30 protein-coding genes and 1 pseudogene are annotated in these 22,720 nt (G+C 58.2%); 7 read left to right on the top strand and 24 right to left on the bottom strand.

The genetic code is table 11. The annotated features are described in order from the left end of the window. Position 1 precedes the first annotated feature (1 nt). The 20 genes from HKD24_RS06225 to HKD24_RS06320 form a co-directional block, all read right to left on the bottom strand. Complete coding sequence (locus HKD24_RS06225; RefSeq protein WP_194259503.1) at positions 2-445, bottom strand: hypothetical protein; 444 nt, start codon at positions 443-445, stop codon at positions 2-4. Then, positions 442-2,007, bottom strand: a complete 1,566-nt coding sequence (locus tag HKD24_RS06230) for a hypothetical protein (protein ID WP_194259504.1) — start codon at positions 2,005-2,007, stop codon at positions 442-444. Before HKD24_RS06230 ends, HKD24_RS06225 begins: the two co-directional genes overlap by 4 nt. After that, complete coding sequence (locus HKD24_RS06235; protein ID WP_194259505.1) at positions 2,004-2,576, bottom strand: DUF3486 family protein; 573 nt, start codon at positions 2,574-2,576, stop codon at positions 2,004-2,006. The genes HKD24_RS06230 and HKD24_RS06235 overlap by 4 nt, the downstream gene beginning before the upstream one ends. 3 nt (positions 2,577-2,579) lie before the next feature. Then, positions 2,580-2,894: a hypothetical protein gene (locus HKD24_RS06240; protein WP_194259506.1), complete on the bottom strand. Its 315-nt coding sequence runs from the start codon at positions 2,892-2,894 to the stop codon at positions 2,580-2,582. A 120-nt stretch (positions 2,895-3,014) separates the two neighbouring features. After that, positions 3,015-3,314: a hypothetical protein gene (locus HKD24_RS06245; RefSeq protein WP_194259507.1), complete on the bottom strand. Its 300-nt coding sequence runs from the start codon at positions 3,312-3,314 to the stop codon at positions 3,015-3,017. Then, a complete protein-coding gene (locus tag HKD24_RS06250) occupies positions 3,314-3,700 on the bottom strand; it encodes a hypothetical protein (protein WP_194259508.1) in 387 nt (128 codons plus the stop codon). Before HKD24_RS06250 ends, HKD24_RS06245 begins: the two co-directional genes overlap by 1 nt. Before the next feature lie 83 nt (positions 3,701-3,783). After that, complete coding sequence (locus HKD24_RS06255) at positions 3,784-4,488, bottom strand: glycosyl hydrolase 108 family protein (protein WP_194259509.1); 705 nt, start codon at positions 4,486-4,488, stop codon at positions 3,784-3,786. A gap of 58 nt (positions 4,489-4,546) precedes the next feature. After that, entirely contained in the window at positions 4,547-5,044 is a 498-nt protein-coding gene (locus HKD24_RS06260; RefSeq protein ID WP_194259510.1) for a helix-turn-helix domain-containing protein, read from the bottom strand. After that, positions 5,041-5,286 carry a hypothetical protein gene (locus HKD24_RS06265; protein WP_194259511.1) on the bottom strand — a complete coding sequence of 82 codons (246 nt, stop codon included), beginning with the start codon at positions 5,284-5,286 and terminating at the stop codon, positions 5,041-5,043. Before HKD24_RS06265 ends, HKD24_RS06260 begins: the two co-directional genes overlap by 4 nt. Further along, complete coding sequence (locus tag HKD24_RS06270; RefSeq protein WP_194259512.1) at positions 5,283-5,606, bottom strand: hypothetical protein; 324 nt, start codon at positions 5,604-5,606, stop codon at positions 5,283-5,285. The genes HKD24_RS06265 and HKD24_RS06270 overlap by 4 nt, the downstream gene beginning before the upstream one ends. Beyond that, the gene (locus HKD24_RS06275; protein ID WP_194259513.1) at positions 5,599-6,006 is read right to left on the bottom strand and encodes a gp16 family protein; all 408 of its coding nucleotides are present in this window, start codon (positions 6,004-6,006) and stop codon (positions 5,599-5,601) included. The genes HKD24_RS06270 and HKD24_RS06275 overlap by 8 nt, the downstream gene beginning before the upstream one ends. Beyond that, the gene (locus tag HKD24_RS06280; protein ID WP_194259514.1) at positions 6,006-6,683 is read right to left on the bottom strand and encodes a hypothetical protein; all 678 of its coding nucleotides are present in this window, start codon (positions 6,681-6,683) and stop codon (positions 6,006-6,008) included. Before HKD24_RS06280 ends, HKD24_RS06275 begins: the two co-directional genes overlap by 1 nt. Positions 6,684-6,690: 7 nt before the next feature. Beyond that, positions 6,691-7,299: a DUF3164 family protein gene (locus HKD24_RS06285; protein WP_194259515.1), complete on the bottom strand. Its 609-nt coding sequence runs from the start codon at positions 7,297-7,299 to the stop codon at positions 6,691-6,693. Between the two features lie 10 nt (positions 7,300-7,309). Continuing rightward, a complete protein-coding gene (locus HKD24_RS06290) occupies positions 7,310-7,573 on the bottom strand; it encodes a hypothetical protein (protein ID WP_194259516.1) in 264 nt (87 codons plus the stop codon). Continuing rightward, on the bottom strand, positions 7,570-8,127 hold the full coding sequence (locus tag HKD24_RS06295) for a hypothetical protein (protein WP_194259517.1): 558 nt from the start codon (positions 8,125-8,127) through the stop codon (positions 7,570-7,572). Before HKD24_RS06295 ends, HKD24_RS06290 begins: the two co-directional genes overlap by 4 nt. Then, complete coding sequence (locus HKD24_RS06300; RefSeq protein WP_194259518.1) at positions 8,124-8,387, bottom strand: hypothetical protein; 264 nt, start codon at positions 8,385-8,387, stop codon at positions 8,124-8,126. Before HKD24_RS06300 ends, HKD24_RS06295 begins: the two co-directional genes overlap by 4 nt. Beyond that, positions 8,375-9,061 (bottom strand): transposase, encoded by a 687-nt coding sequence (locus HKD24_RS15570; protein WP_194259519.1) that lies wholly within the window; start codon positions 9,059-9,061, stop codon positions 8,375-8,377. The genes HKD24_RS06300 and HKD24_RS15570 overlap by 13 nt, the downstream gene beginning before the upstream one ends. Further along, positions 9,058-9,276 (bottom strand): hypothetical protein, encoded by a 219-nt coding sequence (locus tag HKD24_RS06310; protein ID WP_194259520.1) that lies wholly within the window; start codon positions 9,274-9,276, stop codon positions 9,058-9,060. Before HKD24_RS06310 ends, HKD24_RS15570 begins: the two co-directional genes overlap by 4 nt. A 5-nt stretch (positions 9,277-9,281) precedes the next feature. Beyond that, a complete protein-coding gene (locus tag HKD24_RS06315; RefSeq protein WP_194259521.1) occupies positions 9,282-10,280 on the bottom strand; it encodes an AAA family ATPase in 999 nt (332 codons plus the stop codon). Positions 10,281-10,313: 33 nt separating this feature from the next. Beyond that, positions 10,314-12,281: a transposase domain-containing protein gene (locus tag HKD24_RS06320; protein ID WP_194259522.1), complete on the bottom strand. Its 1,968-nt coding sequence runs from the start codon at positions 12,279-12,281 to the stop codon at positions 10,314-10,316. A gap of 96 nt (positions 12,282-12,377) precedes the next feature. Here HKD24_RS06320 and HKD24_RS06325 point away from each other — a divergent pair, with 96 nt between their 5' ends. Further along, positions 12,378-12,689, top strand: coding sequence for a hypothetical protein (locus tag HKD24_RS06325; protein WP_194259523.1), 312 nt, complete (start codon positions 12,378-12,380; stop codon positions 12,687-12,689). An 81-nt stretch (positions 12,690-12,770) separates the two neighbouring features. Here HKD24_RS06325 and HKD24_RS06330 read toward each other — a convergent pair whose 3' ends face one another. Genes HKD24_RS06330 through HKD24_RS06340 form a run of 3 tightly spaced genes read right to left on the bottom strand, consistent with a single transcriptional unit; the run spans position 12,771 to position 14,415 of the window. Continuing rightward, the gene (locus tag HKD24_RS06330; RefSeq protein WP_194259524.1) at positions 12,771-13,223 is read right to left on the bottom strand and encodes a hypothetical protein; all 453 of its coding nucleotides are present in this window, start codon (positions 13,221-13,223) and stop codon (positions 12,771-12,773) included. Next, positions 13,220-14,113 carry a ParB/RepB/Spo0J family partition protein gene (locus HKD24_RS06335; protein ID WP_194259525.1) on the bottom strand — a complete coding sequence of 298 codons (894 nt, stop codon included), beginning with the start codon at positions 14,111-14,113 and terminating at the stop codon, positions 13,220-13,222. Before HKD24_RS06335 ends, HKD24_RS06330 begins: the two co-directional genes overlap by 4 nt. Continuing rightward, on the bottom strand, positions 14,110-14,415 hold the full coding sequence (locus tag HKD24_RS06340) for a helix-turn-helix domain-containing protein (RefSeq protein ID WP_228124216.1): 306 nt from the start codon (positions 14,413-14,415) through the stop codon (positions 14,110-14,112). The genes HKD24_RS06335 and HKD24_RS06340 overlap by 4 nt, the downstream gene beginning before the upstream one ends. A 199-nt stretch (positions 14,416-14,614) precedes the next feature. On the opposite strand from HKD24_RS06340, the gene HKD24_RS06345 reads away from it, so the two are divergent. The 4 genes and pseudogenes from HKD24_RS06345 (at position 14,615) to HKD24_RS06360 (ending at position 17,902) form a co-directional block, all read left to right on the top strand. Continuing rightward, on the top strand, positions 14,615-15,403 hold the full coding sequence (locus HKD24_RS06345) for a LexA family transcriptional regulator (protein ID WP_194259526.1): 789 nt from the start codon (positions 14,615-14,617) through the stop codon (positions 15,401-15,403). Positions 15,404-15,435: 32 nt separating this feature from the next. After that, positions 15,436-16,095 (top strand): hypothetical protein, encoded by a 660-nt coding sequence (locus HKD24_RS06350; protein WP_194259527.1) that lies wholly within the window; start codon positions 15,436-15,438, stop codon positions 16,093-16,095. Positions 16,096-16,328: 233 nt separating this feature from the next. Then, positions 16,329-16,430, top strand: a pseudogene (locus tag HKD24_RS06355) (IS5/IS1182 family transposase); the annotation flags it as partial. Positions 16,431-16,810: 380 nt separating this feature from the next. Beyond that, a complete protein-coding gene (locus HKD24_RS06360; protein ID WP_194259528.1) occupies positions 16,811-17,902 on the top strand; it encodes an AI-2E family transporter in 1,092 nt (363 codons plus the stop codon). Between the two features lie 8 nt (positions 17,903-17,910). Here HKD24_RS06360 and HKD24_RS06365 read toward each other — a convergent pair whose 3' ends face one another. Continuing rightward, a complete protein-coding gene (locus tag HKD24_RS06365; protein ID WP_194259529.1) occupies positions 17,911-18,837 on the bottom strand; it encodes a LysR family transcriptional regulator in 927 nt (308 codons plus the stop codon). A 113-nt stretch (positions 18,838-18,950) separates the two neighbouring features. Between HKD24_RS06365 and HKD24_RS06370 the strand changes: the two genes are divergently transcribed. Together HKD24_RS06370 and acnA are read left to right on the top strand one after the other, a co-directional pair. Further along, positions 18,951-19,973: an isocitrate/isopropylmalate dehydrogenase family protein gene (locus HKD24_RS06370; RefSeq protein WP_194259530.1), complete on the top strand. Its 1,023-nt coding sequence runs from the start codon at positions 18,951-18,953 to the stop codon at positions 19,971-19,973. 33 nt (positions 19,974-20,006) lie between these two features. Beyond that, positions 20,007-22,700 (top strand): aconitate hydratase AcnA, encoded by a 2,694-nt coding sequence (gene acnA / locus HKD24_RS06375; protein WP_194259531.1) that lies wholly within the window; start codon positions 20,007-20,009, stop codon positions 22,698-22,700. Positions 22,701-22,720 lie beyond the last annotated feature (20 nt).

Consider the following 22,720-nt stretch of genomic DNA (forward strand, 5'->3'; position numbering starts at 1 on the left):
GTCAGGATCCTTTCGCGCAGACGCGCACCTGGGCACGCAAACCGGCATAATCGCGGATATAGCGATGGGTTACGGGCGTTTTAGCAGCGTCTAATTCCGCTTTAAGCGCCAGATCGTCCGTCTTTGAATAGGTCACCAGAACCGGACATGGCGTTGTCGGACGCGCCGCACAGGCAGAAAGCCCGAACGGCAGGAGGACCAGAAGCAGCATGAACGTCCCATTGCTCAGCGCCGCCCCCAGGGCTTCATCCGTTGGCGCCGCATCCGTCTGCGCCTGGGACATGGCCCGCTGCGCCGTCGCCTCTGCCTGCGCGGCCTGAGCTGCCTGTTCCGCATCCTTGGCCTTCTGCGCTTCACGGGCGAGGATCGAGACCCACACCAGCACCAGACACAACACGACAATCACCGCACACGCCGCGAAAAACGCGATTTCCCAACTCGTCACAGCAGTCTTCCCCGCACGCCATAAGTGTCCAGACCGGTCCGTCCCCTGAACCGTTCCTCCCGGATCTCCCGCTCTGCCGGCCAGGACGTGTCCGCCGACGCAGTCTCTGACTGGATGGAATAAGGAGAGGGCGCAGCCTGATAGCCGTACTCTTCAGGATCCGCGCGACTGGCGGCATAGGCCATGGCGATGGCCACAGCAGCGTCCCCATGACGCTTTGCCTTGCCGGATCCGGCGCGCTGATCAGGAACACGCGCAACCCCGCGCACCATTTTCAGGGAGCGGATATCGTCATGAATTTCCTGATCCCGTGGCAGCGTGATGGTCGCGTCTTCGAATGCAGCCTTCAGGGGAGGCATTTCTTCGCGATACCAGTTCTCTGACATCTTCACGGCTTCAATGCGAGATCCGTATCGCTGCACCGTGACTTCGGCCAGATAGGCACCATTGCCAGTCGCATCCATCTTGCCCGCCCGCAGACGTGGCAGACGATCAAGAATGAAATGCAGGATCTGCTTCTGCTGCTCGAACGGCACGTTCCGCAGTTCCACCACCAGAACGGTGCTGCGCGTCGTATCCTTCTCGATCGCCATGAACCAGAAGACTGTCAGATCTCCCGAGCGTGCAAAGTCCCCACCGAAAACATGCGACTTCCGCTGATCGAGCGTGTCCAGAATGTCGGCAATCTCTGCCACACAGAAGGCACGCGTCTCGATCTCCCGCAGCCGTTCCGCCAGCAGGGCAAAGGCTCCCTTGCACTCCCACCTGATGACGGGAATTTCGGGTACCGATCGCGCCTCGATCAGGGCAAGAGGAATAAACGCTCCCGAACTCGGGTTCGGAATACAGAACAGCTCTTCGTCAGCGTCCGCGCCATAGAAACTGATCAGATCATCGCGCCATTTCTGCTGCGCTTCTGGGGACCACTCTTCGCCTTTGCGGATGCACATCTTCTTGTAGAGACCGTCGTCGAGCGCATCATCGAGCGTCGTACGCAGGAGCTTGTAAGGCTTTTTCCCTGAGAGGATTGCCTGGACGAGGACGTTGAACGGATTGGTATCCCCATCATGCGTGCTGATGATCACGACCCGGCCGCCCCACATCAGCAGCGCGATCGCTGCCTTCAGCAGTTCTTCCAGATCATCATGGAACGCGGCCTCGTCGATAATGACCAGTCCCTGCATGCCTCGCAGCGCCCTCGGGCGGGACGGCAGAGCAAGGATCTTGAACCCGGATGCATAATCGATCCGGAAAACCTTGGTGTCTTTCTCCGGGTTTTCCGGGTCGTGCCAGAAGCTTTCATGAACTTCCGACGCGGCCGCTTCCATGACAGCCGTATGTTCCGCGCAATAGTCGATGAATTCGCGCGCCATTTCGAGGTTGTACCCGAGATAGAACACGTCCATTCCGCCGGCGTTCTTGGCTTTGGCGGCCGTAAGATCAGCCCCAAATGACGCAGTCCAGGAGAATCCCGTCCGTCGGGACTTCTCTTCGACCGTGACCGGCTCGGTCATCATGCACAGCAGGAACTCCGCCTGGCACTTCAGGAAGATGCCGCTCATGTCGTGATCAGTCCTTCCATAATGGCCTTGGCCGTCTCTGCAGACAGCCCCTGGCTGGCCGCGACCCTGCCGATATTTTCCTTGGCCTCGGCCGCCAGCTTTTCACGAACCTGCTTTTCCACTTCGGTCCGATACTCGGCATCGGTCTTGCTGGCCTTCGCCAGATGCTCCAGAGCCTTTGCGACGAGCTGGATGCCCATGGGGTCGCGTTTGGCAAAGGCCTGACCACCCTTGGAAAGCTCGGTTTCCTCTCCAGCCTGCGCTTTCATGAACAGGTCGAGAATGACAGTGTGCATCAGTTCGATATTGAGCTGCGCGTTCCTTCCGACCTCCGCCGCCCCCAGCTTGCCGACCAGAGCGGCTGCCACGTCCCGGGAGCGGCGCATCTGCACGCCCAGCTTGTCGAGCCCCTGAATATGTCGGCCAAGGGCAGAGCGGCTGATCTCTACCCCTTCCAGTTCAGCCAGGGCGGACAGGATCTCGTCGATCGTGAACCCTGCGTCACGCAATTGCCCGATGCGCTCGCGGATCTGATCCGGCAGACGATCAACCGAGGACGGACGTGCCATGACTTACAGCGGCCTCCGCGATGCGACACCCGGAACTTGGCGAGTATTATCGCGGACCTGAAGTCCTTCAGCCGTCAGCGTCGCGACCCACAAGGAACGCCCGGGAGAGACGTTCATACGGTCCAGGGTGACGCAGCCTTCGCGTTCCAGGTATTCCAGATCCTCGCGGATATCCTCGACGCCAGCAGGTCGCCCCATCGTGTGAATGGCCATCAAAATGATGTCTGCATTCAGGCATCGGGTCGCCATCTGAGCGATGGCGTCCAGAACAAACCAGCGCCGATCTTCAATCAGCGAACGTCTTACAGCGGGGTTCACAGCCGCTCTCCTCGTGAAAGATGTGTAGGGGGAAGGCAGCTTGTTCCCTCAATCGAAGCGCTCAGAAGAGCGCCGAAGGCAAATGCCACCAATGCAGTCAGGACGAGGAGGCGCTGAAACTCACCCATTCTCCATGTGCCCTTTGATGATCGTGTGCAGCAGTTCCTTGACGTTCTTGATGTCCCCGTTCTGGGACTGCTGCCCGGAAATTACGCTCTGCATCATCTGCTCTAGGCGTTGTGATCGTTCCTGGTCGTCTCGACGATTTCGTTCCAGAGCGTCAACCCGACGGTCGAGGCCATGATGCCGCAGCCACGCAATCACCACCCCGAACGTGACGATTGCCCCCAGAAGGAAGAGGACAATCGCCAGCCACGACGGAAGAATTACGCCCGCAGCCACTGAGGCTGCGTTCGTCATCAGCTCGCCGCAGTACCTGAAGCAGCGGGAGTAGCGGTCGTGGCAGTCAGCTGCTCAGCTGGCACCAGCGCTGTCGCCAGCTCATAAATGGCCGACTTGATGTGGATCTGAACGGCTTCCACGGTCGGGACACTGAAACCGGCCGCCTTGGCCAGTGTCGAGAAATCGGCAATTGCCGTCTGGACGATCGGCTGTTCAGCTTCGAATTTGTCAAGCTGTGACTTCAGCTTGTCGATGCCGTTGTCGGTCGCGGTTACGGCCGAACGCACCGCCTGGCTGGCGATCTTCTGGTAAGCCGCGCCCCTGCCAGCGAGCAGGCTCGTCAGGAACGGGGTTGCCAGTCCGAGGACGGAAGCGACGGTGGCAGTATTGAACTTGAGACCCATGACGGGCTCCTCGTGTTGTATGGCACCGCGTTCACGTGCCAGATGAACCGTGCTGCCGCGCGCGCCCGCAACGGCCGGAACCGTTACGTCCAGTCGGGAGCGGTGAGCAGTCTGATCGCTGCATCCACACGGGCATTCAATCGGGCAAGCCAACCACCGCCATACTGCGCAAAACCTCTGAAACTGCGGTACGCGGCCTCCTGCTGAGAGGCGACCGCATAGATCAGCACGCGAAGGCGCGCGGCCTGCGCCTGAACAGCCTGAAGCGTGACCGGCCCGATCGTACCGTCTGAGGCGACCCCGACATCGTCCTGCAGCCGCCTACGGAAGCGATCGTTCAGCGCCCACGCCATCGTGTTGGCCGGAACATGCAGAAGGGCTTCAAGCGTGTCCTCGCCTATGTCGCCATCGATCTGAGGGGCGTCCAGACACAAGACCCGCTGAAGCTGTTTTGAAGCCCGTGCCACGCCGCTGTTGAACGCAAAATCAAACAGCAGCAGATCCACGCCCGACGGAAGCTGATCGCCATTGACGGCGCGCCAGTACAGAGCGCGTGCAATGGCTGTGAAGTCATCCTCGGTAATGGCCTGCATGACCGCTGTCGTGACCATGGAAGCATCGCCAAGCCAGCGCACCATGACAGGCGCGCTGATGCCACGCATTGTTCCGACAAGGTTGCCCTGTCCCATGACACCGGACGTCCAGTTCCCGGCATCAAAGCGATTGTTCTGATACAGCCCCTCGCGGGAAGACGTGAACTGTGCGGCGATATCGAAATTGGTCTGCATGCCCGCAGACTAAGGGGACGAGAGTTTTTCAATCAGGGGCTGGAAACAGCCCCCCAGTTCAGAGCGCGAAGCCAAGCTGCCTGTCATCGCGAAAGATCCGGCTGCGCAGGTCATGATCTTTCTCGGCAGGCATGCCCAGAGCTTTTGAAACATAGGAATGCCGACAACCCACGCGTGACGCAATATCGCTGTTTGTCAGCCCCTGACAATGGAGCAGCGCAATGCGCCAGCGCCGACATAGGGGAACATCATATTTTTCCCCACCGCAATGAAGACAAAGCGCCTCGGCAACATCCTGCCCGTAAAGGGTGCTGAGCTTTGAGCCTTTTGCTTTGGTCGGAACCCAGATCCGTCGGCCACCACTGCTTTCGACGAAAGACAATGCCTCCTGTTCACCAACAGCATCGACAAGCCATTTTATGGTGGCAGGCGGCACCACTTTCATAATTGAATTTCCCCTGATTTCTGCGCGCTGTAGCTCACACTGTACCACGCCGGAAATAATCATGCAGACAAAAAAAGAGCCCCGGGAAAGGGGCTCTTTTCTGATCGTCATTTGAGGTCATTCATTATGCCAAGTATTCCGCTGGCATGTCGTCTGCATTCCGTCGGAGAGATATCCCCGGCGGCTGCCAGCGCGCTCAATCGCACCTGAAGATATCCAATTTCCAGATGTATTAGATCCCGGTTCTTCTCCAGCCCGCCATTCAATGCGGCGGAAATTTTCTGACGAAGACCGATCAAGCTGCTTTCCAGATTCATCAGTCTTAAACGCTGCTCAGGAGACAAATCTGTCACTTCGCTTTTGCTCCCTTTCTCAGACGTTCGCACCCGCCGATTTCAATAAGCCGATCCACACATCCATCAATCCGGAACTGGAAGCGACCAAGCAGCATGTAAACCTTTCCTCTGTTTTCCTGCCCCCATTCCTTGGCCGCTTCCAAAAGCATCTCGTCAATCAAGTCCCGAAGCTTTTTCTTTCCCTTCTCCTCTGTGCGAAAATCAAACGTCCCCATCTTTTCCAGACGCTTGCGCAAATCCTGTCTCGTGCGTTTCATGAAGTCGGACGTCGTGCAGTCCAGAAGCTCATCAACTTCCGTGAGCATAGGGTCATCCATGAGCCCGTTTCCCCCAATCCTTCAGCGCCTCGATCACGACACCGGCCTGTGCCCCGGACATGAAGTTCGGATCATCGACACCCGTCATCCGTTTCACGAAAGCCCGCAGGCTTTCCCGTGAGCCGCCGGAACGGAGCTTGTCCTGGTCTCCGAGATCCTTCCACAACGCAAAGACCTTTCGGACTTCCGGCCGGGAAGACATTGCGGGCTTCCTGGAAGGACGGAAGCCGTCCTTCCTGAACCCGTCCAGAACCTTGTCCAGCTCGGCAATGCTCATGTCCCGCATGGACCGTTTTCCGGTCTCCCGCTCCAGCCGATCCCGAAACGCATCCTCGTCCAGGCAAAGCTGCTTACGGGCGATGGAGAGTTTGGCGTAGCGCCCTTTGCGATTATCAGCCATCACACCGCTCCCTCGAGTGTGAGGGCGGGGCGGTTATCATCCATGAAGCGCGTGGGGGCGTGAATAACAGCCCGCAATGATCCTGGATGTATTGCCGAGATGTATGCTTTTAACTGGAGCTTCTCCGCCTCCAACTCCGCAATGCGGGCTTCCAGCGCGGCGACGTTGGCGGGGCGGTCAAAGAAAACAAATTTATTTTCTGGCGTATAATAGTCGTCGGCCAGCCAATCTTCCTGAGTGTATTCCCATAGGCCACCACCATCATGCTGGATAAAGAAGCGCGGGTTATTGCCCTCCGCATCCTTCCGGCGCTGTTCCGCCGCACCTCGGGCTTCGGACTCTCTGTTGTAATTTTCCGCCGTCTTGATCGCCATAGGCGTTGGGCCGTTCGGGAACATGCAGGCAAGCGCTTGTACCTGCTCCTCTCGGCTTCGCTTCGTCTCAGTCGAAACCTCTTCAGGCCAGCTCACGGTCTGGCCACCGCAGGTTTCCCATGTGTCACGATTAACGGAAAACCTAAGGCCAGATGCGGTTTTGAACACTCGGAATTCTGGCAGATCATTGGGAATAATTACGAATGGCGCCTCGCCAACTTTCTGAACCAACAGCTTCTCAAACGTCACGACGCAACCCGGACGGATCGCATCGAAGTCCCGTTCTTTCGAGATGTTTTTCATTACACCCTCACAGCGACGAGAAATTAAGGTCGATCTGTTTCCACGGAGAGTGAGGCGTATCTCGCTCGTGGAAACGCATGTACCGCTTGCTTCCGGCCGTAATGACGGCATCGGAAATGGCGTCTTTCGCCTGAGGCCATTTCGGGTGCGAGAGGTTGAGCTGTCGGAGCGACAACACCCGTTCCGTACTGATTTTTCCTGTCTTTGAATTGCGTGCGAAAGCGTTGCCCACGATGGCGCGCAGATCGTCGGAAGCATCCCCGACCAGATCGTCCAGGATTTCGTTCATCAGCACGCGGGCCGCCTCGATCGCGGCCGTGACGGACTGATAATCCGTCACTGACACCTCGACCTTCCGCACACCGTCAATGGCTTCAATGCGCAGACCGCCCCGCGATCCGCCCAACCGCGCACCGTAGCTTTCCAGAACGATATCCAGATAGGCGTCCACTTCGGCGTAAAGCTTCAGTTTCTCGTCCCGAAGCAACTCCTGAAGCGTGCGGGCCTGATCCACCAGCTTGTGCGCCGTGTCATGCGCAAGAAGACGGCGCGGGTCGATCCGACGTGCCGGAATTCGGGAACCGTCCCAGGCTTCAATGATTCGTTCGTCTGTCATGATTTTACTCTCAATTCACGGAAGGATGGGAAAGCGGCACGACCCGCGCTTCCACGGAAATGGCCATGGCCGTGAGGCAGGCGATCGCAGCCGTCCAGACGAGCTGCTCGTCCTGGGCGGAAAGCGGTCCCGGCAGCTGATGATCCAGCTTGCCCACGGCTGTTTTCAGGACGTCGATTTCTCCCGCCAGCGACAGGGAAGGCGTTTTCAGGAAATGCGCCCGGCATTCGGATCGAAGAGCGGACGTCACGCCATCCAGCGATGCGTCCATCATGCCAACTCTCCTGTACCGGCGCCGCGTGACAGGAGGCCGCGCGAGATGTGCAGCATGCGGAATTTTCCGGTCACCATTGCTCGGATCTGTGCTTCCAGAGCTGCGTTCCGACGTTCCAGCTGCTCCGCCCTATCGGCCTTGGCTTCGAGATCCTGCGCGAACGCTTCACCCTGCGTCTGGCTGATGGCGACAATGCCCAGCCCGCGCACCGCCGCCGCATCCCGGCGAAGCTCCTGCGACAGCGTCTCATAGAGAACCCGGCACTCAGCCAGTTCATCGGTATCGAGATCCTGCGCCAGTTCATTCCGGACATCTGACAGCAGACGGTCTGAAGGCAGACGTCCCAGAAGCCGGATCGCAATACGGCGCGCAACCGCGTCCATCACTCCGTCAGGGCCAACCCGAAGCATCCCTTCAAGGGCGTCTTCTACGGTTGCCTCAACACTACAGCGGGAAAACAGGTCGATCAGCACGGACTGCACATAAGGCAGCTGCGCAATATCAAAATTCGTAACCTGGGAAGCGGATTCCCGAAGCATGGCAACAGCGTTCATGACGCATCTCCAAGGGCAAGCACGTCGCCCACAGTCAGGTTTTCGGGGTAGTAGGCGACCGCATCGATAATGATCCGTTGCCCTGCTGAAGGACGTTTGATCGGATTGTTGGCGCGACTGGTCTTCAGATACGAAACAGGCCAGCCGCGCGGCAGTCGGTTGAAGTAGCTCGCAACAGTGCGACGGCCATATTCGGCACTCACCCCGTGCGTTTCGGCCAGTTCAACACCGATCTGCTGGATGGATTTCACGCCGCGCATGGCATGTCTTCCTCAACTGGAGCGATAATCGGAAACAGCCCGCGTGCCGCCAGCAGCGCACCGGTCGGATGCGACCGGAACTGATCCTCGGTTACCATCAGCCACAGATCACCGTTGCGACGTTCCATGAGGTTCGCCAGGACACGGTCCATCACATCAATCTGGGCCCAATGGATCAGACGATTACGCAGGCGTCGGTACGGCACACCGTATTCGGCCGGTACGTCGCTCCACCGCAGGCCATGACGCAGGACATGCACGATCGCGCTCAGAACATTCCGATCATCAAGGCGGCCAATCCCATGCGGGAGCGGCAGAAACGGCTCGACCCGTTCCATCTGCTCATCCGTCAACCAGATCGTCTGTTCTGGAAGCTGTCCGGCCGCCACTACCGGGGGCTTAACCCGATAGCCCGCACAGATCGCCCGACCGGATTCCGTCAAGGTGGCGAACCCATCTGGATCCAGCACGGTCGCACCGCAGGCCAGAAGGAATTCCCATGGCCCGGGCTCAGGCAGAACCGTCACGATCCCGTCTGTCATCCGCCACCGGAACTCCCGTGACCCGCGCTCATGCCTCACACGTCCATGCTCACGCAGAAGCCAGAGGATCGCCTTCTGGCTCGGCGTTTTTCCCGCGCGCTCCAGGCGCGGGGCTGCTTTCACCACATTCACGAGAATGCCTCCTCAAGAGCGGACAGCACCTGAAAGACGCGCAGGTCCCCATCCAGTGATGCGAGGAAATCCCGGATCACAGCCCGGGCTTCAGGGGAAATGCTGGCTGTCACCTGACGTTTGTCTGTGATCTGGAGGAAAACCTCGTGGATCTCGTCGTCCGTCCTGGCTTTGACAGCCTCGTCCTGGGACACATTGTTCGGTTTGCGTGCCATGGTGCTCACTCCCTCCCTGCGTAGGAGGGGAGTTCACCGTTCGTCAGAGAACTCCAGGCAGACTGGATGTCGCGTTCGGTAATCTGATTTCGTTCGTCAGATGCTGCGATCATCGACGCATAGCGCAGCGTCTTGTTCATGGAGCGAAGACCACCGGGCTGCCCGGCAATCCAGCGGCAAATCTGAAACAGGCCCGTGTCTTCAATTCCCCAGGCATCAAAAATCGCCCGGGTATCTTTCGCCTGTGGCTGCTTCCGGTTTTTACGCATGCCGATACGAGAGAAAATCTGCGCATGAGAGGTATCGCGGGACATACCCTCAATACGGCCTTTCAACGGTTCGTTTCCCATGAAGACCAGACCGATCTGCGCCCGGTCGTTGATTGTCCGCAGCAGATCAATGGATTCCGTCTGGAGGTGCTGGGCCTCATCCACAATAATCAGCCCGTGTGAACCCTGAACGCGCCGGATTAGGCTGGCCATCATGCGCGGGCCGCGCTTTTCCGCCGCGTCGACGATCTCCGTCAGTTCCCGCAAGACAGCCGTGGGCGAGCGCATGGAACTGTCTGCCGTCATCATCCAGACATTTGGCGTTTCCTTGCGGTACGCCTCCGCAGACATGGTTTTGCCCACACCTGCATTACCCGTGATCAATCCAATGTCAGGACCGGTCTGGGCATACTCGAAGACACTGCGGAAGATGATTGCGCTTGGTGTCTCAAGGAAAGAGGGCTCCCGTGGCATCAGCTTGCGGACTTGACTGCGCGTCCGAAGGCTCTCCAGCCATTTCTGTGCCTTCTCATCAATATTGTCGTTGCGACCGGTGTATTTTCCATGCAGCCACAGGCCTAACGTCCCCTTGGGGATGCTGCTCATCTGGGCCGCCTGGGCCAGCGTCAGTCCTTCCGCCTCCATATGCGCTTTGAAACGAAGAGCCGTTTCCGAAGGCGCAAAACTCTCCTGTTCGCCGCCCATAGGGGCTGCGTTAATAACCGTTTCACTCATGATTTATTGACCTCTAAGTCGTGTTTTACTTGTTCATCCGGATATCAACTTCCGGCCTGATCTATCCCCCATGAAATTCAGGATCTTTGCGGCCTCGACTGCATCCTGATCCTCATCGTCGTCTTCAAACTGCATCGGCTCTGGTGCCAGGGCCGCATTCCCGTGAAAGCGCGGCGCCGGCTGGAAGGGCGTGACAATCTTGGCTTCCATCGGCTCCGGTTCGTCTTCCAGCATTGGAGCGGACAGCGCCGCCAGTTCCTTGAGGGACAGCGTCTTCGTTGCCTCAAGCTGCTCCTTCGCCGCCTTGACGAATTTCCGCCGTGCCCGGCCGTGTTCCTGCGCGGCTGTCTTGTCCGAAAAGCCCACCGCCGCGATGCAGTCTGCGGACACAACAAACGTCCCGTCCGCCCGATACACATGCAGCGGTTCCTGCAACGCCTGCGGGTCAAACCGCACCACACAGGGCTGCCCACGCAACGCCATCAGTTCCTCCGCCCAGAAGCGGTTTCCTTCCAGCGTGATCTCGCCAGTTCTGCGATCCGGCTTGATGCTCTCGGCAGCCATCAGCCACAGACGGCGCTGCTCCGCTGTCGCCTTGACGATCGGACTGGCCTCGTAAGACGCCTTGAACGCCTCCATGAAAGACAGCTTTCCACCGCACACTGCAGACCGCCGCCCGGTGCGGGCATTATGCTCCCGGATCTCCGCCGCAATGGTCTCGGTGAAGACGTCGATGGGAACAGCCTTGGACGCATAGTTCTCCGGTTTCGCCATCGGATTGTTTCCCGTCCAGGCACCAGCAAACTTCGGGTGCTTGGCTGCGCCCTGGGCCAAATCACGCCATGCCCGCTCGATCGGCTTGGACTGGCCCGAGTAGGGCGTCGTCCAATGCACCTCGACGCCAAGCTGCGTCATGATGCCCACCGGCTCGTCTTCCTTCACCTTGAAGCGGAACCGGTTCGGAATACCGCCCGTCATCCACTTGGAGGCAAAGTTCCGGCCGTTATCGAGGTAGCACATCTTCGGAATGCCGTAGGTCTCGACCATGTCGCCAAAGGCCAGACGAACCGTCTCGGCATTCTCGGACTTGTCGATCCGCCAGGACAGGATCATGCCCGAAAACAGATCCTGAAAACCCACCATGACCGGGCGTCCGATCGTACCGTCTTCCCACTTTACGAACACATCCCACCGATGACCATCTGCGTTCACCGCCTGAAGGGCATGGAACACATCGCGTCGCCGCTGCTGCGCCGGATAGAGCCGCTTGAGCGCGTCCACGCCCTGACGAGCCAGAACCAGAAGCTCAGGTGCAAGCGCCTGCATCCGGCGAAACATGGTCTTCTCGGAAGGCATCTTCCATCCTTCCTTGTCGGCTACCCGTTTGGTGCGCCGATAGCAGTCCGTGAAGTTCGGCTGCTCGACACGCAGGTAATCGGCTTTGAGCATTTCCCATGCTTCCGGCGAGCACTCGGCAGCGTTCCCACCAGCGCCATAATGAGGAGCCAGCGCCGGAAGCCAGTCACACCGGTTCAGGCCCCGAAGATCCCGATACCAATTATTGATCGTCGTCTTCCCGACGCCAGTTTCATGCGCCACCATCATCACGGCCGTAGTCTTGCGCGTGCCACTCGCCACCAGCGCCTCAACAGCGTTGATGACTTCCAGAGCGCGCTCTGCTTTGCGCCGCAGCGCCTCAGGCATAGCCTCATAACGCCGCCACAGATCTTCGCGCTCACGCTTCTCCGTGAACGCTTCCGTCCTGGCAGGCGCTTCCGCAACCGCCAGCTTGACGCGTGCGGAAAGAGGCAGGGCATAAGGCGTAAACTCAAACCCTCCGCCGCGCCCCTGACGACGACGCCATGTCTGGCCTTCACGCTCTGGCGCAAGCCAGTTCTCACTCTCCGCGCGGATCTGGATTCCGCGGGCCGTGCCAGGCATTCCCGGCAGAGCCAGTTCCGCAAGCTGTGACGCCGAATACCAGGAATGAGAAACACTCATACGCGCCTCCCGAAAGCTGCTGCTGGGGCCAGTCCTTGCCAGACTCGCCCCAGCTTCCCTCCATTGGATCCTGCACACACACCAAAGGAGGAAACTGTGTCCGAACCACTTCTAAGAAATGAAATTAAGCGGCTCGAAGGTGAATTGAATGCGATGCGCAGAGAGCTAGAGGGCGTAGCTGCGCAAGCCATGCTTGGTTCTCTCATTTCTTCTGCCATGCTCCGCAATATTTCCGACCAAAGCGAAACCAACCGCCGAGCAGCACTAGCAATGCTAGAGCACATCCGATCAGAGCTGTCCGCAAAAGTGGGCGACAGGATTGAGGGGCTGCCGGAACTTCAGCTGGCACTGGCCCAGCTTGCGTCGTTGCAAACGAAACTGAAGACGAGCGAAACACATCGCGGATAAAAACATTCCATGCAGGGTCTGCTGCCATTCTGGCAGCAGACTTTTCCGAGAGCTGAGATATCAGCGGATAATGATCTGTCATTACCAACGCCCCCCTCTAACAGCCCCACGAATAGCCCTTTCTTTCTTGGCCAGATCGCGCCTATGCTCCTGCACCGCCGCAAGTTCGATCATCGGTAGGTAACGGCGGTCGATGACACTGAACCCGTGATCGGCCGCCACAAATTCCAACAATCTCCGGTCTCCTGTTGCGCTGATCAGCGCATTGAACCGCGTCACTGAAATCTCATGCGTGTCCCGTGCTACGGACGCATAGGCATTGAGAATGTTCAGGCTGATTGTGCGCCCCATATGCTCGCTCATCCGCGTAGCAATCTCCGCCCGCGAATACCCGCAGCCGTCCAGAGAAACCGAAATTGCCCGTGACAGACGCCCACCGTAGGAATTTGCCCGGATCATCTGCGGGTCAAACGCCGCCACCGTTTCCGGCGGAGACCACGCCAGCAGGTCAAACTGCTCTCCAGTCCTGATCATGCTGCCACCTGCGTTTTTGCGAAGCCGGGAAAACGAGGTGCGAAGTCTTCGACGATCGTCTGCTTCTCGTAATCAGACGCCTTGTCCCATGCAGCTCGGCACGCAACGGAAGGCATCTGCGCTGCCGCATACTCGACGATCTGTTCACGCTCTTCCGGATCGCACTTCCGCCAGAAAGACAGGAACTTCTCCAGCTTCTCTGGTGCAGGTGGCTTCGGCCGGTTTTCGATCTGCCGGACGATTTCGCTTACTTTCCGAACGTCTGGCCACTGCGAAATATATTCGGCAACCTTGCGCTGCAAATCTGGTGTCAGCTTCGCCAGTTCATCAAGCTGTGACCCGCTTTCCGCCAACCATGTTCCTGCGATGGACTGACGCACATCCGCGGCAAGCGCCTGATATCGCGCAACAGCGCGCTGGATAGAACGCTCCGAAACACCCAGCCGCTCAGCCGTCGCTTCACTAAACCGACCGACCAAGTCGCCAAGCTTGGCGACTTGGTCAGAAACCCTGTCACCGCCGTGTTTGGTCTCAGGGTAAAGCGCCTCATAGACTTCTTTACGGCGCGCTAGAAAGGTAGCGCGATCCAGCGGCGTCAACTCACGACGGATCAGGTTTTCGTCAATTTCCAACAGCTGCGCTTCGGCTTCCGTCGCCTTGACGACAGACGCAATCGCAACCTCTTTCCCGGCTTCCTTCAACGCTGCGATACGATGGCCACCGGCAATCAGCGCATACTTCTCGCTGCGTCCCATCTTGCGAACCCAGACCGGTGTATCCTGTCCACGCTCCGCAATCGAAGCTGCCAGAAATTCCACCCATGCCGGGTCTACCGTCCGCAGACGATCACCAACCTCGATCTGCGACAGCGGGATCTCAATGACGTTCATGCCGCCACTCCGTTTCTACGAAGATCAGCAGGGGATTCCTCAATAGAAATACGACCAGCACGAACGGAGACGGGCGTGCCGTCATACAGAAACCACTCGGGCCATACATCATGCGGCAACATGTTCAGATCTTTCGCAACCTCCCGCTGGATCGGCAGGGAATATCCCTGCTGGCGGATCGCGTTCGAAACGGCATGAACCGTTTTGCCGATCTTCTTTGCGTAAGCACTCAGGCTGCCGTATTTCATACGGAAGTGCGCCACGATCTCCTCGGGGTGCATTCCTTTTGGCTTTCGTGCCATGATAACTCTCCTCGACCGGGGCGGTGCCAGCCGCCCCTTTTCTTGACCCCCATCACCGGGAACTTTCGCGGTCCCGTTTGCTCGATAGGATTGACGGTGAGAATACACGATCCGAAACTCTCAGCAAGCACGAAGTCTCGTTTCGTAGTTTTTTTGGTGAGTGTTTTTGTGGATAAGTCCGAAGAAGGGCTGTTTCTCAATGTCTGAAAAGCCAAAGAAATCTTCAGAACAAGATTTCGGAGTTTCGGATCAGAACTCCGAAATCGATACTCCGAGTGAGCGGCTTCGGAGAGCCGTAAAAAACGCTGGCGGCAATCAGCAGGTCGCTGCACGCGCAAATGTGCCGCTGGCGTCTTTGAACGCCTACATAGCGGGACGTGAGATGCGTATTAGTGCAGCATATAAGTTAGCAGAGGCCTGCGGCGTATCTCTGGAATGGCTAATTACTGGTGCTGAAAGCGGATTAGTGCTGCCTCCCATCATGCGTGGAATTGAGGCAATTATAGATGGGAAGACTGGAGAGCCGCAGCCGCTCACGGAAGTCATCGAGTTCCCGAAATATGAGGTTCGGCTATCCGCAGGGCATGGATCAATAGCCCAGTATACTCAGGAAATTATTCCGTCATTCCTTGCTCTGCCTCGCTTTTTGCTTCCCAAGGAAATCATCGCACTAGCTCCGCATCTAATCGCCGTTGACGTCTCCGGCGACAGCATGACGCCAACCCTGTCCGATGGAGACACGCTCCTCGTAGATACACGCGTCCAATCTGTAATCTCCGGGAGCGTCTATGCCATCCGTGCGGATGACGAAGTCCTAGTCAAACGCCTAAACCGACACTTGGACGGCAATATCGAGGTTATAAGTGACAACCCGCGCTTCAAGCCTCAAATAATAGAAGCTGAAACAGCTCGTCGCCTCTGGGCTGACGGAGAAGCTCCCCTAAAAATTATCGGAAAAGTACTTTGGAGAATGGGATCGGCCATTTAATGACCGCTCCAAAATATAGGAATGTCACTCCGATGATTGAGTTGTTCAATCTTGGCGCATCTTTATCTAATCCGAAGCCGCTACCTTACAAACTTGAAGATAGACATCAGTTTTCACCTGACGAAGCCGATTTCGATAGAGTAAAAAATCACTCGCAACTAAGATTTATATGCCTGAAAGGATATCAAAATAGGATTGATGAAGTTGCATGGCTCGACATCATGTCTGGAGACCCGAAATATTTACGGGATTTTGTTCGCAATCATCTATTTCTATCAGAATTTCACTGGCCATGGATGGAAGATGTGGTTGCGGATTTCGACAATAAGGGAGAACGCCCAAAACTCTGGAAAAGTTATGGCGTAGACAAACAGGTACAAGTCCCTGTGGATGTATTTTTTCGGGCTTGGGTGGGGCAGGCTACCATGATGACCCGAGCAATCTCAGACATGCGTAACTTTAGATCTATCCTAGAATTTGATTCTAACGCGCGCTTCATTGCGCGTCTTCCTTGTGACGGCGCGTCTCTCATGGAGCAAGAACTCTGCCATGAACGCAATGAGAGGCTTATGCAGGCTGTTATAGAGGATGACCTGGACGGATACCTATCCGGATATCCATTAGATTATTGTACCGTAGATTATTTTTCGGAACGACAGGCGAAACGGCTTCTCGATCTTAAAGCGCACTAAAACACTTCTTAAAACGCCCCTCAATCGAGGCCTCTAAATTTCGGCTTCGGTTCCATATTGATTGTCTCTGCCACCTGACCTGGAACGGCGAAACCGAAATCGCGTCAGGGGGTTTATTTCCGGGTTGTGCGCATAGGCCGCCCGGAAAAGCACCGTTTTAGATCCCGTCAGATCCCGCAACGTCCCGGGCAATCCCACTTCCTAGTTCTCCCATACCGACTGTCCCCCTTCAACGGCTCAAGGACTGGCGGCGTATTGCAACACGCTATGACAGATGCCCGAATGTCTTCTTCTCCGCCATCTGCCTCGCCGCAACCGTCATCTTCTGGCTATGAGTCCTGAGCCTAAACTGTGAGATATTATTCTCTTCCAAAGTGGCTGAAATTATAATCGCGCACACTCAGAAAAGATTCAGCAATGATCCTTTCGAACTACATTCATGAAGAATATCGGCAGACATTCGTAGTTAATTATTCGATGAACTTGCGAAAAAATGATCTACGCTATGCGATTTTTCTTATCTTATGCCAATATAAGCCTTCCGTTTTCGGTGTTCTTACGGAGACTGAATTAACGTCTTTCCTAAATAGCAATGAGCCCTGAAACAGCGTTTCATGAAAATATCTATCCATGGCTTTCTTTCATTCAAAAATCCACCTACTCTAATCATCTTTGTTGAATTTCATTTTGATTTCAGCCCGAAAGTGATGACCTGATGCCAGATCTTTTCCAGAATGGTTCACGGGACAACACCCGGTCCGTTCTGGTTGCCCTACTGGCGAGTGCGATTGTCATCAGCGCCATCTGGATCCTCAAACCGTTCCTGCCTGCCACGATCTGGGCCGTCACGATTGCGGTGACTACCTGGCCCATGTTGCGGCGCCTTCAGACCCTCGTCGGAAACAGCCGCAGAGCCGCCGTTTCCCTCACCATTCTGATCGCGATGCTGGTCTTCATTCTACCACTCTGGCTCGCCATCACGACGGTTTCCAGCCATTTTGGCGATATTGTCAGCCTGCTTTCTTCATCTTCGACCCTTCATATTCCAGACGAGCCCAGATGGCTCGCGCGCCTGCCACTGGTTGGCCCGCATGTCGGACAGTTCTGGACCCGCCTGCAGCACATGCAGTTTCCCGAGATGGTCCGGCAGATTATTCCCGCTCCGGAAACTCTGATCCACACATTCCTGGCCTATGCGGGCAGCTTCAGTATCTTGGCCCTTCAGTTCATGCTCACGCTGATCATTCTGGGCGTCCTGCTCATGCGTGCTGAAGCGGCAATCTCAGTTGCAGAAAGTCTTGTCACGATTCTGGCAGGCAGCCGCGGCAAGGAAATGCTCCAGCTCGCCGCCTATACGATCAGGGGGGTCGCCTTTGGCGTGACCGTCACCGCAGTTGTTGAGTCCGCCGTGGCCGGGATCGGACTGAAACTTGCCGGTGCACCCTGGGTCAGTATCCTGACCGCTATGACCTTTATGGTCTGCCTGCTTCAGGCCGGGCCGGGCGTCACACTGCTTCCGGCTGTGGTCTGGGTCTACTTCGACCGTGGCCTGGCCCCGGCAGCACTCCTGCTCGTGGTCACCATCATTACGATCATCATCGACAACGTCCTGCGCCCGTTCCTGATCCGCAAACAGGCCGATATTCCGCTCATTCTCATCATGCTCGGCGTGATCGGAGGGCTGGGCGGACTGGGACTGGTCGGTATTTTCATCGGCCCCCTCATCCTGTCTGTCGCCTATACACTGACCAAGAGCTGGATCAGTGATTCACGCGCAAAGACCCCTTCTCTCACGTCAAACTCCTGACGCCGTACTTATCCTGCCTTTACGGTGCCATAGGCCTGCCGGATGCGCCGTGCCTGATGGATGAAATACAGCTTGGCGCCCGTCATCCGCACTGAGCGAAACACAAGATAAAGCGGTGCTGTCAGAGCCGTGCGTGAAGACAGGGGAATATAAACCACCTGCCCGGCGTGATGCTGCTGCATGGACTGGGGGACAAGTGAAATGCCCAGTCCCCCCGCCACCAGATTCAGAGCGGCCAGAAGCTGCGGGCCTTTCTGGCGAATACGCGGCGTAAAGCCCGCGCCCAGACAGGCATCCACGATCGTCTTGTATAGACCGTTATTGTACTGGCTCTGATACAGGATGAAGTCCTCGTCCTCGAGTTCAGCCAGTTTCAGACCTCCCGCAGGCGCCTCTTTCGCCAGCCTGTGCGTCCGAGGCACAGCCACCACCATCGGCTCTTCCACAATCAGTTCGACCACCACATCCGACACATAGGGAATGGACGTCCGGACGAAAGCGACATCCACGGTATCTTCCCGCAGCGCTCCCAGAAGCTGGCTGGAATTGCCTTCCGTTAGTGTCAGCCCCACATCCGGCCAGGTTTCGCGGAACTGCCCCAGCAGGTCAGGCAGGCTTGGATGACACAGCGCGGAGTTCGTGAACCCGATCGACAGTTCTCCGGCCTCACCGCGCACGATCCGCCGGACATCCTCGACCGTCTCATCCATACGCTCGATGACATCATATGCCCCTTTGAGCATGCTGCGCCCTGCCGACGTCAGGCGCATACCACGGGCATGACGCTCAAAGAGCTGGACCCCAAGCTCCTGTTCCATACCCTTGAGAAGCCGGGTCAGCGGAGGCTGCTGGATCCCGAGACGCTCGGCGGCACGCGTCAGGTTGCGTTCTTCAGCAATGGCGATGACGGCATGGAGATGTCTGAGTTCGATCATTCCATACCTTTAAGGTATGATGAAACCTTCCCGCAAACATTGGTTTCCACCATGAAACCCCTTTAAGGTCCCCCGCGTCACAGACACATCCCTTGACCGAACAGGAACGCGCCATGACCAAGACCATTCCCGCCACGCTCATCGCCGGTGACGGAATTGGCCCGGAAATCATGCAGTCGGTCACGACCGTCATGGATGCCCTCGGCGCCCCCTTTCTCTGGGACCACCAGAGCGCAGGCGTGGGCGCATTCGACCAGCACGGTACGGCCCTGCCCGAGGCCACGCTCGACAGCATCCGCCGCACCGGCCTCGTGCTGAAAGGGCCGCTGACCACGCCTGTGGGCAAAGGCTTCCGCTCCATCAACGTCACATTGCGTCAGGCGTTCGACCTGTACGCGAACGTACGCCCGACGCAGACGATCGTGCCCGACGGACGGTATGAGAACGTCGACCTGGTCGTGATCCGCGAGAACATCGAAGGCCTGTATGCCGCGATGGAGCATTACATGGCCGTGGATGGCGACCCGGAGGCCGTGGCTTACGGCGCCGGGTTTAATACCCGCGCCGAATGCAACCGGATCGTCCGCTTCGCCTTCGAATATGCCGTAAAGAACAACCGCAAAAAGGTGACGCTCGTCCACAAGGCGAACATCCTGAAGATCCTGAGCGGCCTGTTCCTGCATGAAGATCGCAAGGTCGCTGCGGAATATGAAGGCCGCGTGGCACTGGAAGAGCGGATCGTTGACGCCTGCGCGATGGAGCTTGTGATCCGTCCGGAGAACTACGACGTCATCGTCACGACCAATCTGTTCGGCGATATCCTGTCCGATCTGACTGCCGGTCTCGTAGGCGGTCTTGGTATGGCGCCGGGTGCGAATATCGGCGAGAAAATGGGCATCTTCGAGGCCGTGCACGGCTCCGCGCCGGACATCGCCGGACAGGGAATCGCCAATCCGCTGGCACTGATGATGGCGGGCAGCATGATGCTCGCCCATGTCGGACGGCAGGACCTGTCCCAGCGTCTGGACGGCGGCATGAAGCAGATCCTTCAGGTTGAAGGTCTCCGCACCCGCGATCTGGGCGGCAAGGCTACCACGCAGGACGTCACGCAGGCCCTTCTGCGCGCCATCCAGTAATTTTCTGACAGCCCTCCAAGGAACATTCCCATCATGAAACAGGTTGGACACGACCTTCTGGACTGCCAGCGCGACCTTTCGATCGAGGGGCGCTCCTATCGCTATTTCTCCCTACCCGTCGCGGCTGAAAAGCTGGGCGACATTTCGCGCCTGCCCGTCAGCCTGAAAGTGCTGCTCGAAAACGTCCTGCGCTTTACGGATGGCTCGACCTATCGCGTCGAAGACGCGCAGGCGATCGTTGACTGGACGAAAGCCGCCCACTCCACGCAGGAAGTCCCGTTCAAGCCCGCGCGCATCCTGATGCAGGATTTCACCGGCGTCCCGGCCGTCGTCGATCTGGCGGCCATGCGCGACGGTATCGTCTCGCTCGGCGGTGACCCGCAGAAGGTCAATCCGCTCGTGCCCGTCGATCTGGTGATCGACCACTCCGTCATGGTAGACGTCGCCGGGCGCAAAGACGCGCTTCAGCAGAACGTCTCGCTGGAATTCGAGCGCAATGGCGAGCGTTATGCGTTCCTGCGCTGGGGTCAGGAAGCGTTCGACCAGTTCCGCGTCGTCCCGCCGGGGGCTGGCATCTGCCATCAGGTCAATCTGGAATATCTGTCCCAGGTGGTCTGGACGGGAACGGTTGGCGACGTCACCTACGCCTATCCCGACACGCTGTATGGCACGGATTCCCACACGACCATGGTCAATGGCCTTGGCGTTCTGGGCTGGGGCGTCGGCGGAATCGAGGCCGAGGCCGCCATGCTCGGACAGCCGATTTCCATGCTCATCCCCGATGTCGTGGGTTTCCGGATGGAAGGGCGTCTGCCGGAAGGCACGACCGCGACCGATCTGGTCCTGACCGTCACGCAGATGCTGCGCGCCAAGGGCGTAGTCGGCAAATTCGTGGAGTTCTTCGGTCCGGCGCTGGATCATCTGCCGGTCGCGGACCGTGCGACCATCGCAAACATGGCGCCGGAATATGGCGCAACCTGCGGCTTCTTCCCGGTCGATGCACTGGCGCTCGACTATCTGCGCCAGACCGGCCGTGACGAACACCGCATTGCGCTGACCGAAGCCTGGCTGCGCGCGCAGGGCATGTTCCGCGACGCCTCCACGCCGGAACCGGTCTTTTCGGACGTTCTGACGCTGGATCTGGGCACGATCACGCCCTGCATTTCCGGCCCCAAGCGCCCGCAGGACCGGATCGAACTCTCCGCCGCCACCCCGGCTTTCGAAAAGGCTCTGACGGAGACGCTCGGCGTCAAACCGGACGATATCCACAAGACCGCTCCCGTCGCTGGCACTGATTATGCGATCGGGCACGGCTCCATCGTCATCGCCGCCATCACGTCCTGCACCAACACGTCCAACCCCGCCGTTCTGGTCGCCGCCGGACTGGTAGCCCGCAAGGCCAGAGCACTCGGCCTGATGCCGAAGCCCTGGGTTAAAACATCCCTCGCACCGGGCTCGCAGGTCGTCACGGATTATCTGGATCGCGCCAATCTGAGTGCTGATCTGGACGCGCTGGGCTTCGAGACGGTCGGTTATGGTTGCACGACCTGCATCGGCAATTCCGGCCCGCTGGCGAAGGAACTGGTGGACGCGATCGAAGGCAATGATCTGGTCGCGACCTCGGTCCTGTCCGGCAACCGGAACTTCGAAGGCCGGATTTCGCCCAATGTCCGCGCCAACTATCTCGCAAGCCCGCCGCTGGTCGTCGCCTATGCCCTGCTGGGAACGATGCGCGAAGACATCACGACGGCCGTTCTCGGACACGCAGCCGACGGCACGCCGGTCCATCTGCGTGATATCTGGCCCACCAACCACGAAATCGCAGAACTCGTCGGCTCCGCCGTCACGCGCGAAGCCTTCGTCGAGCGTTACAGCCACATCACGGAAGGCACGAAGGAATGGCAGGCCCTGGCCTCTGCCGGAACCTCGGCCACCTATGACTGGCAGCCGGGCTCGACCTATGTGCAGAACCCGCCCTATTTCGATGGGCTGACGGCCGAACCCGCACCCACGAAGGACATCAGCGGCGCACGCATTCTGGCGCTGCTGGGCGACAACATCACGACCGATCACATCTCCCCCGCCGGTGCGATTGCACCATCATCCCCGGCGGGCGTGTATCTGCAAGAACATCAGGTTGCGGTGAAGGACTTCAATTCCTACGGCTCCCGTCGCGGCAATGACCGCGTCATGGTCCGGGGCACCTTCGCCAATATCCGCATCCGCAACGAGATGGCCCCCGGAACCGAAGGCGGCGTCACACTGCATCAGCCGGATGGCGCGCAGATGTCCATCTATGATGCCGCCAGCCGTTATGCGCAGGACGGCGTGCCGCTCGTGGTGTTCGGCGGCAAGGAATACGGCATGGGCTCGTCCCGTGACTGGGCCGCGAAGGGCACGCGCCTGCTCGGCATCAAGGCCGTCATCGCGGAGAGCTTCGAGCGCATCCACCGCTCCAACCTCGTCGGCATGGGCGTCCTGCCCCTGACCTTCGAACCGGGCACAACGCGCAAGACGCTGGGACTGGACGGAACGGAGACGATCGCCATTCACGGCATCGAAACCCTGACACCGCGCCAGACCCTGACCATGACGATCACCCGTCAGGATGGCAGCACGCAGGACGTCCCGCTGCTGTGCCGTGTCGATACGGTCGATGAGGCTGACTATTACCGCAACGGAGGCATCCTGCCCTACGTCCTGCGGGGAATGGCTTCAGCGAACTGAGAAATGGCGGGGCTTCGGCC

Origin of the sequence: Gluconobacter vitians (genome assembly GCF_015244565.1) — a bacterium.
Lineage (GTDB): Bacteria > Pseudomonadota > Alphaproteobacteria > Acetobacterales > Acetobacteraceae > Gluconobacter > Gluconobacter vitians.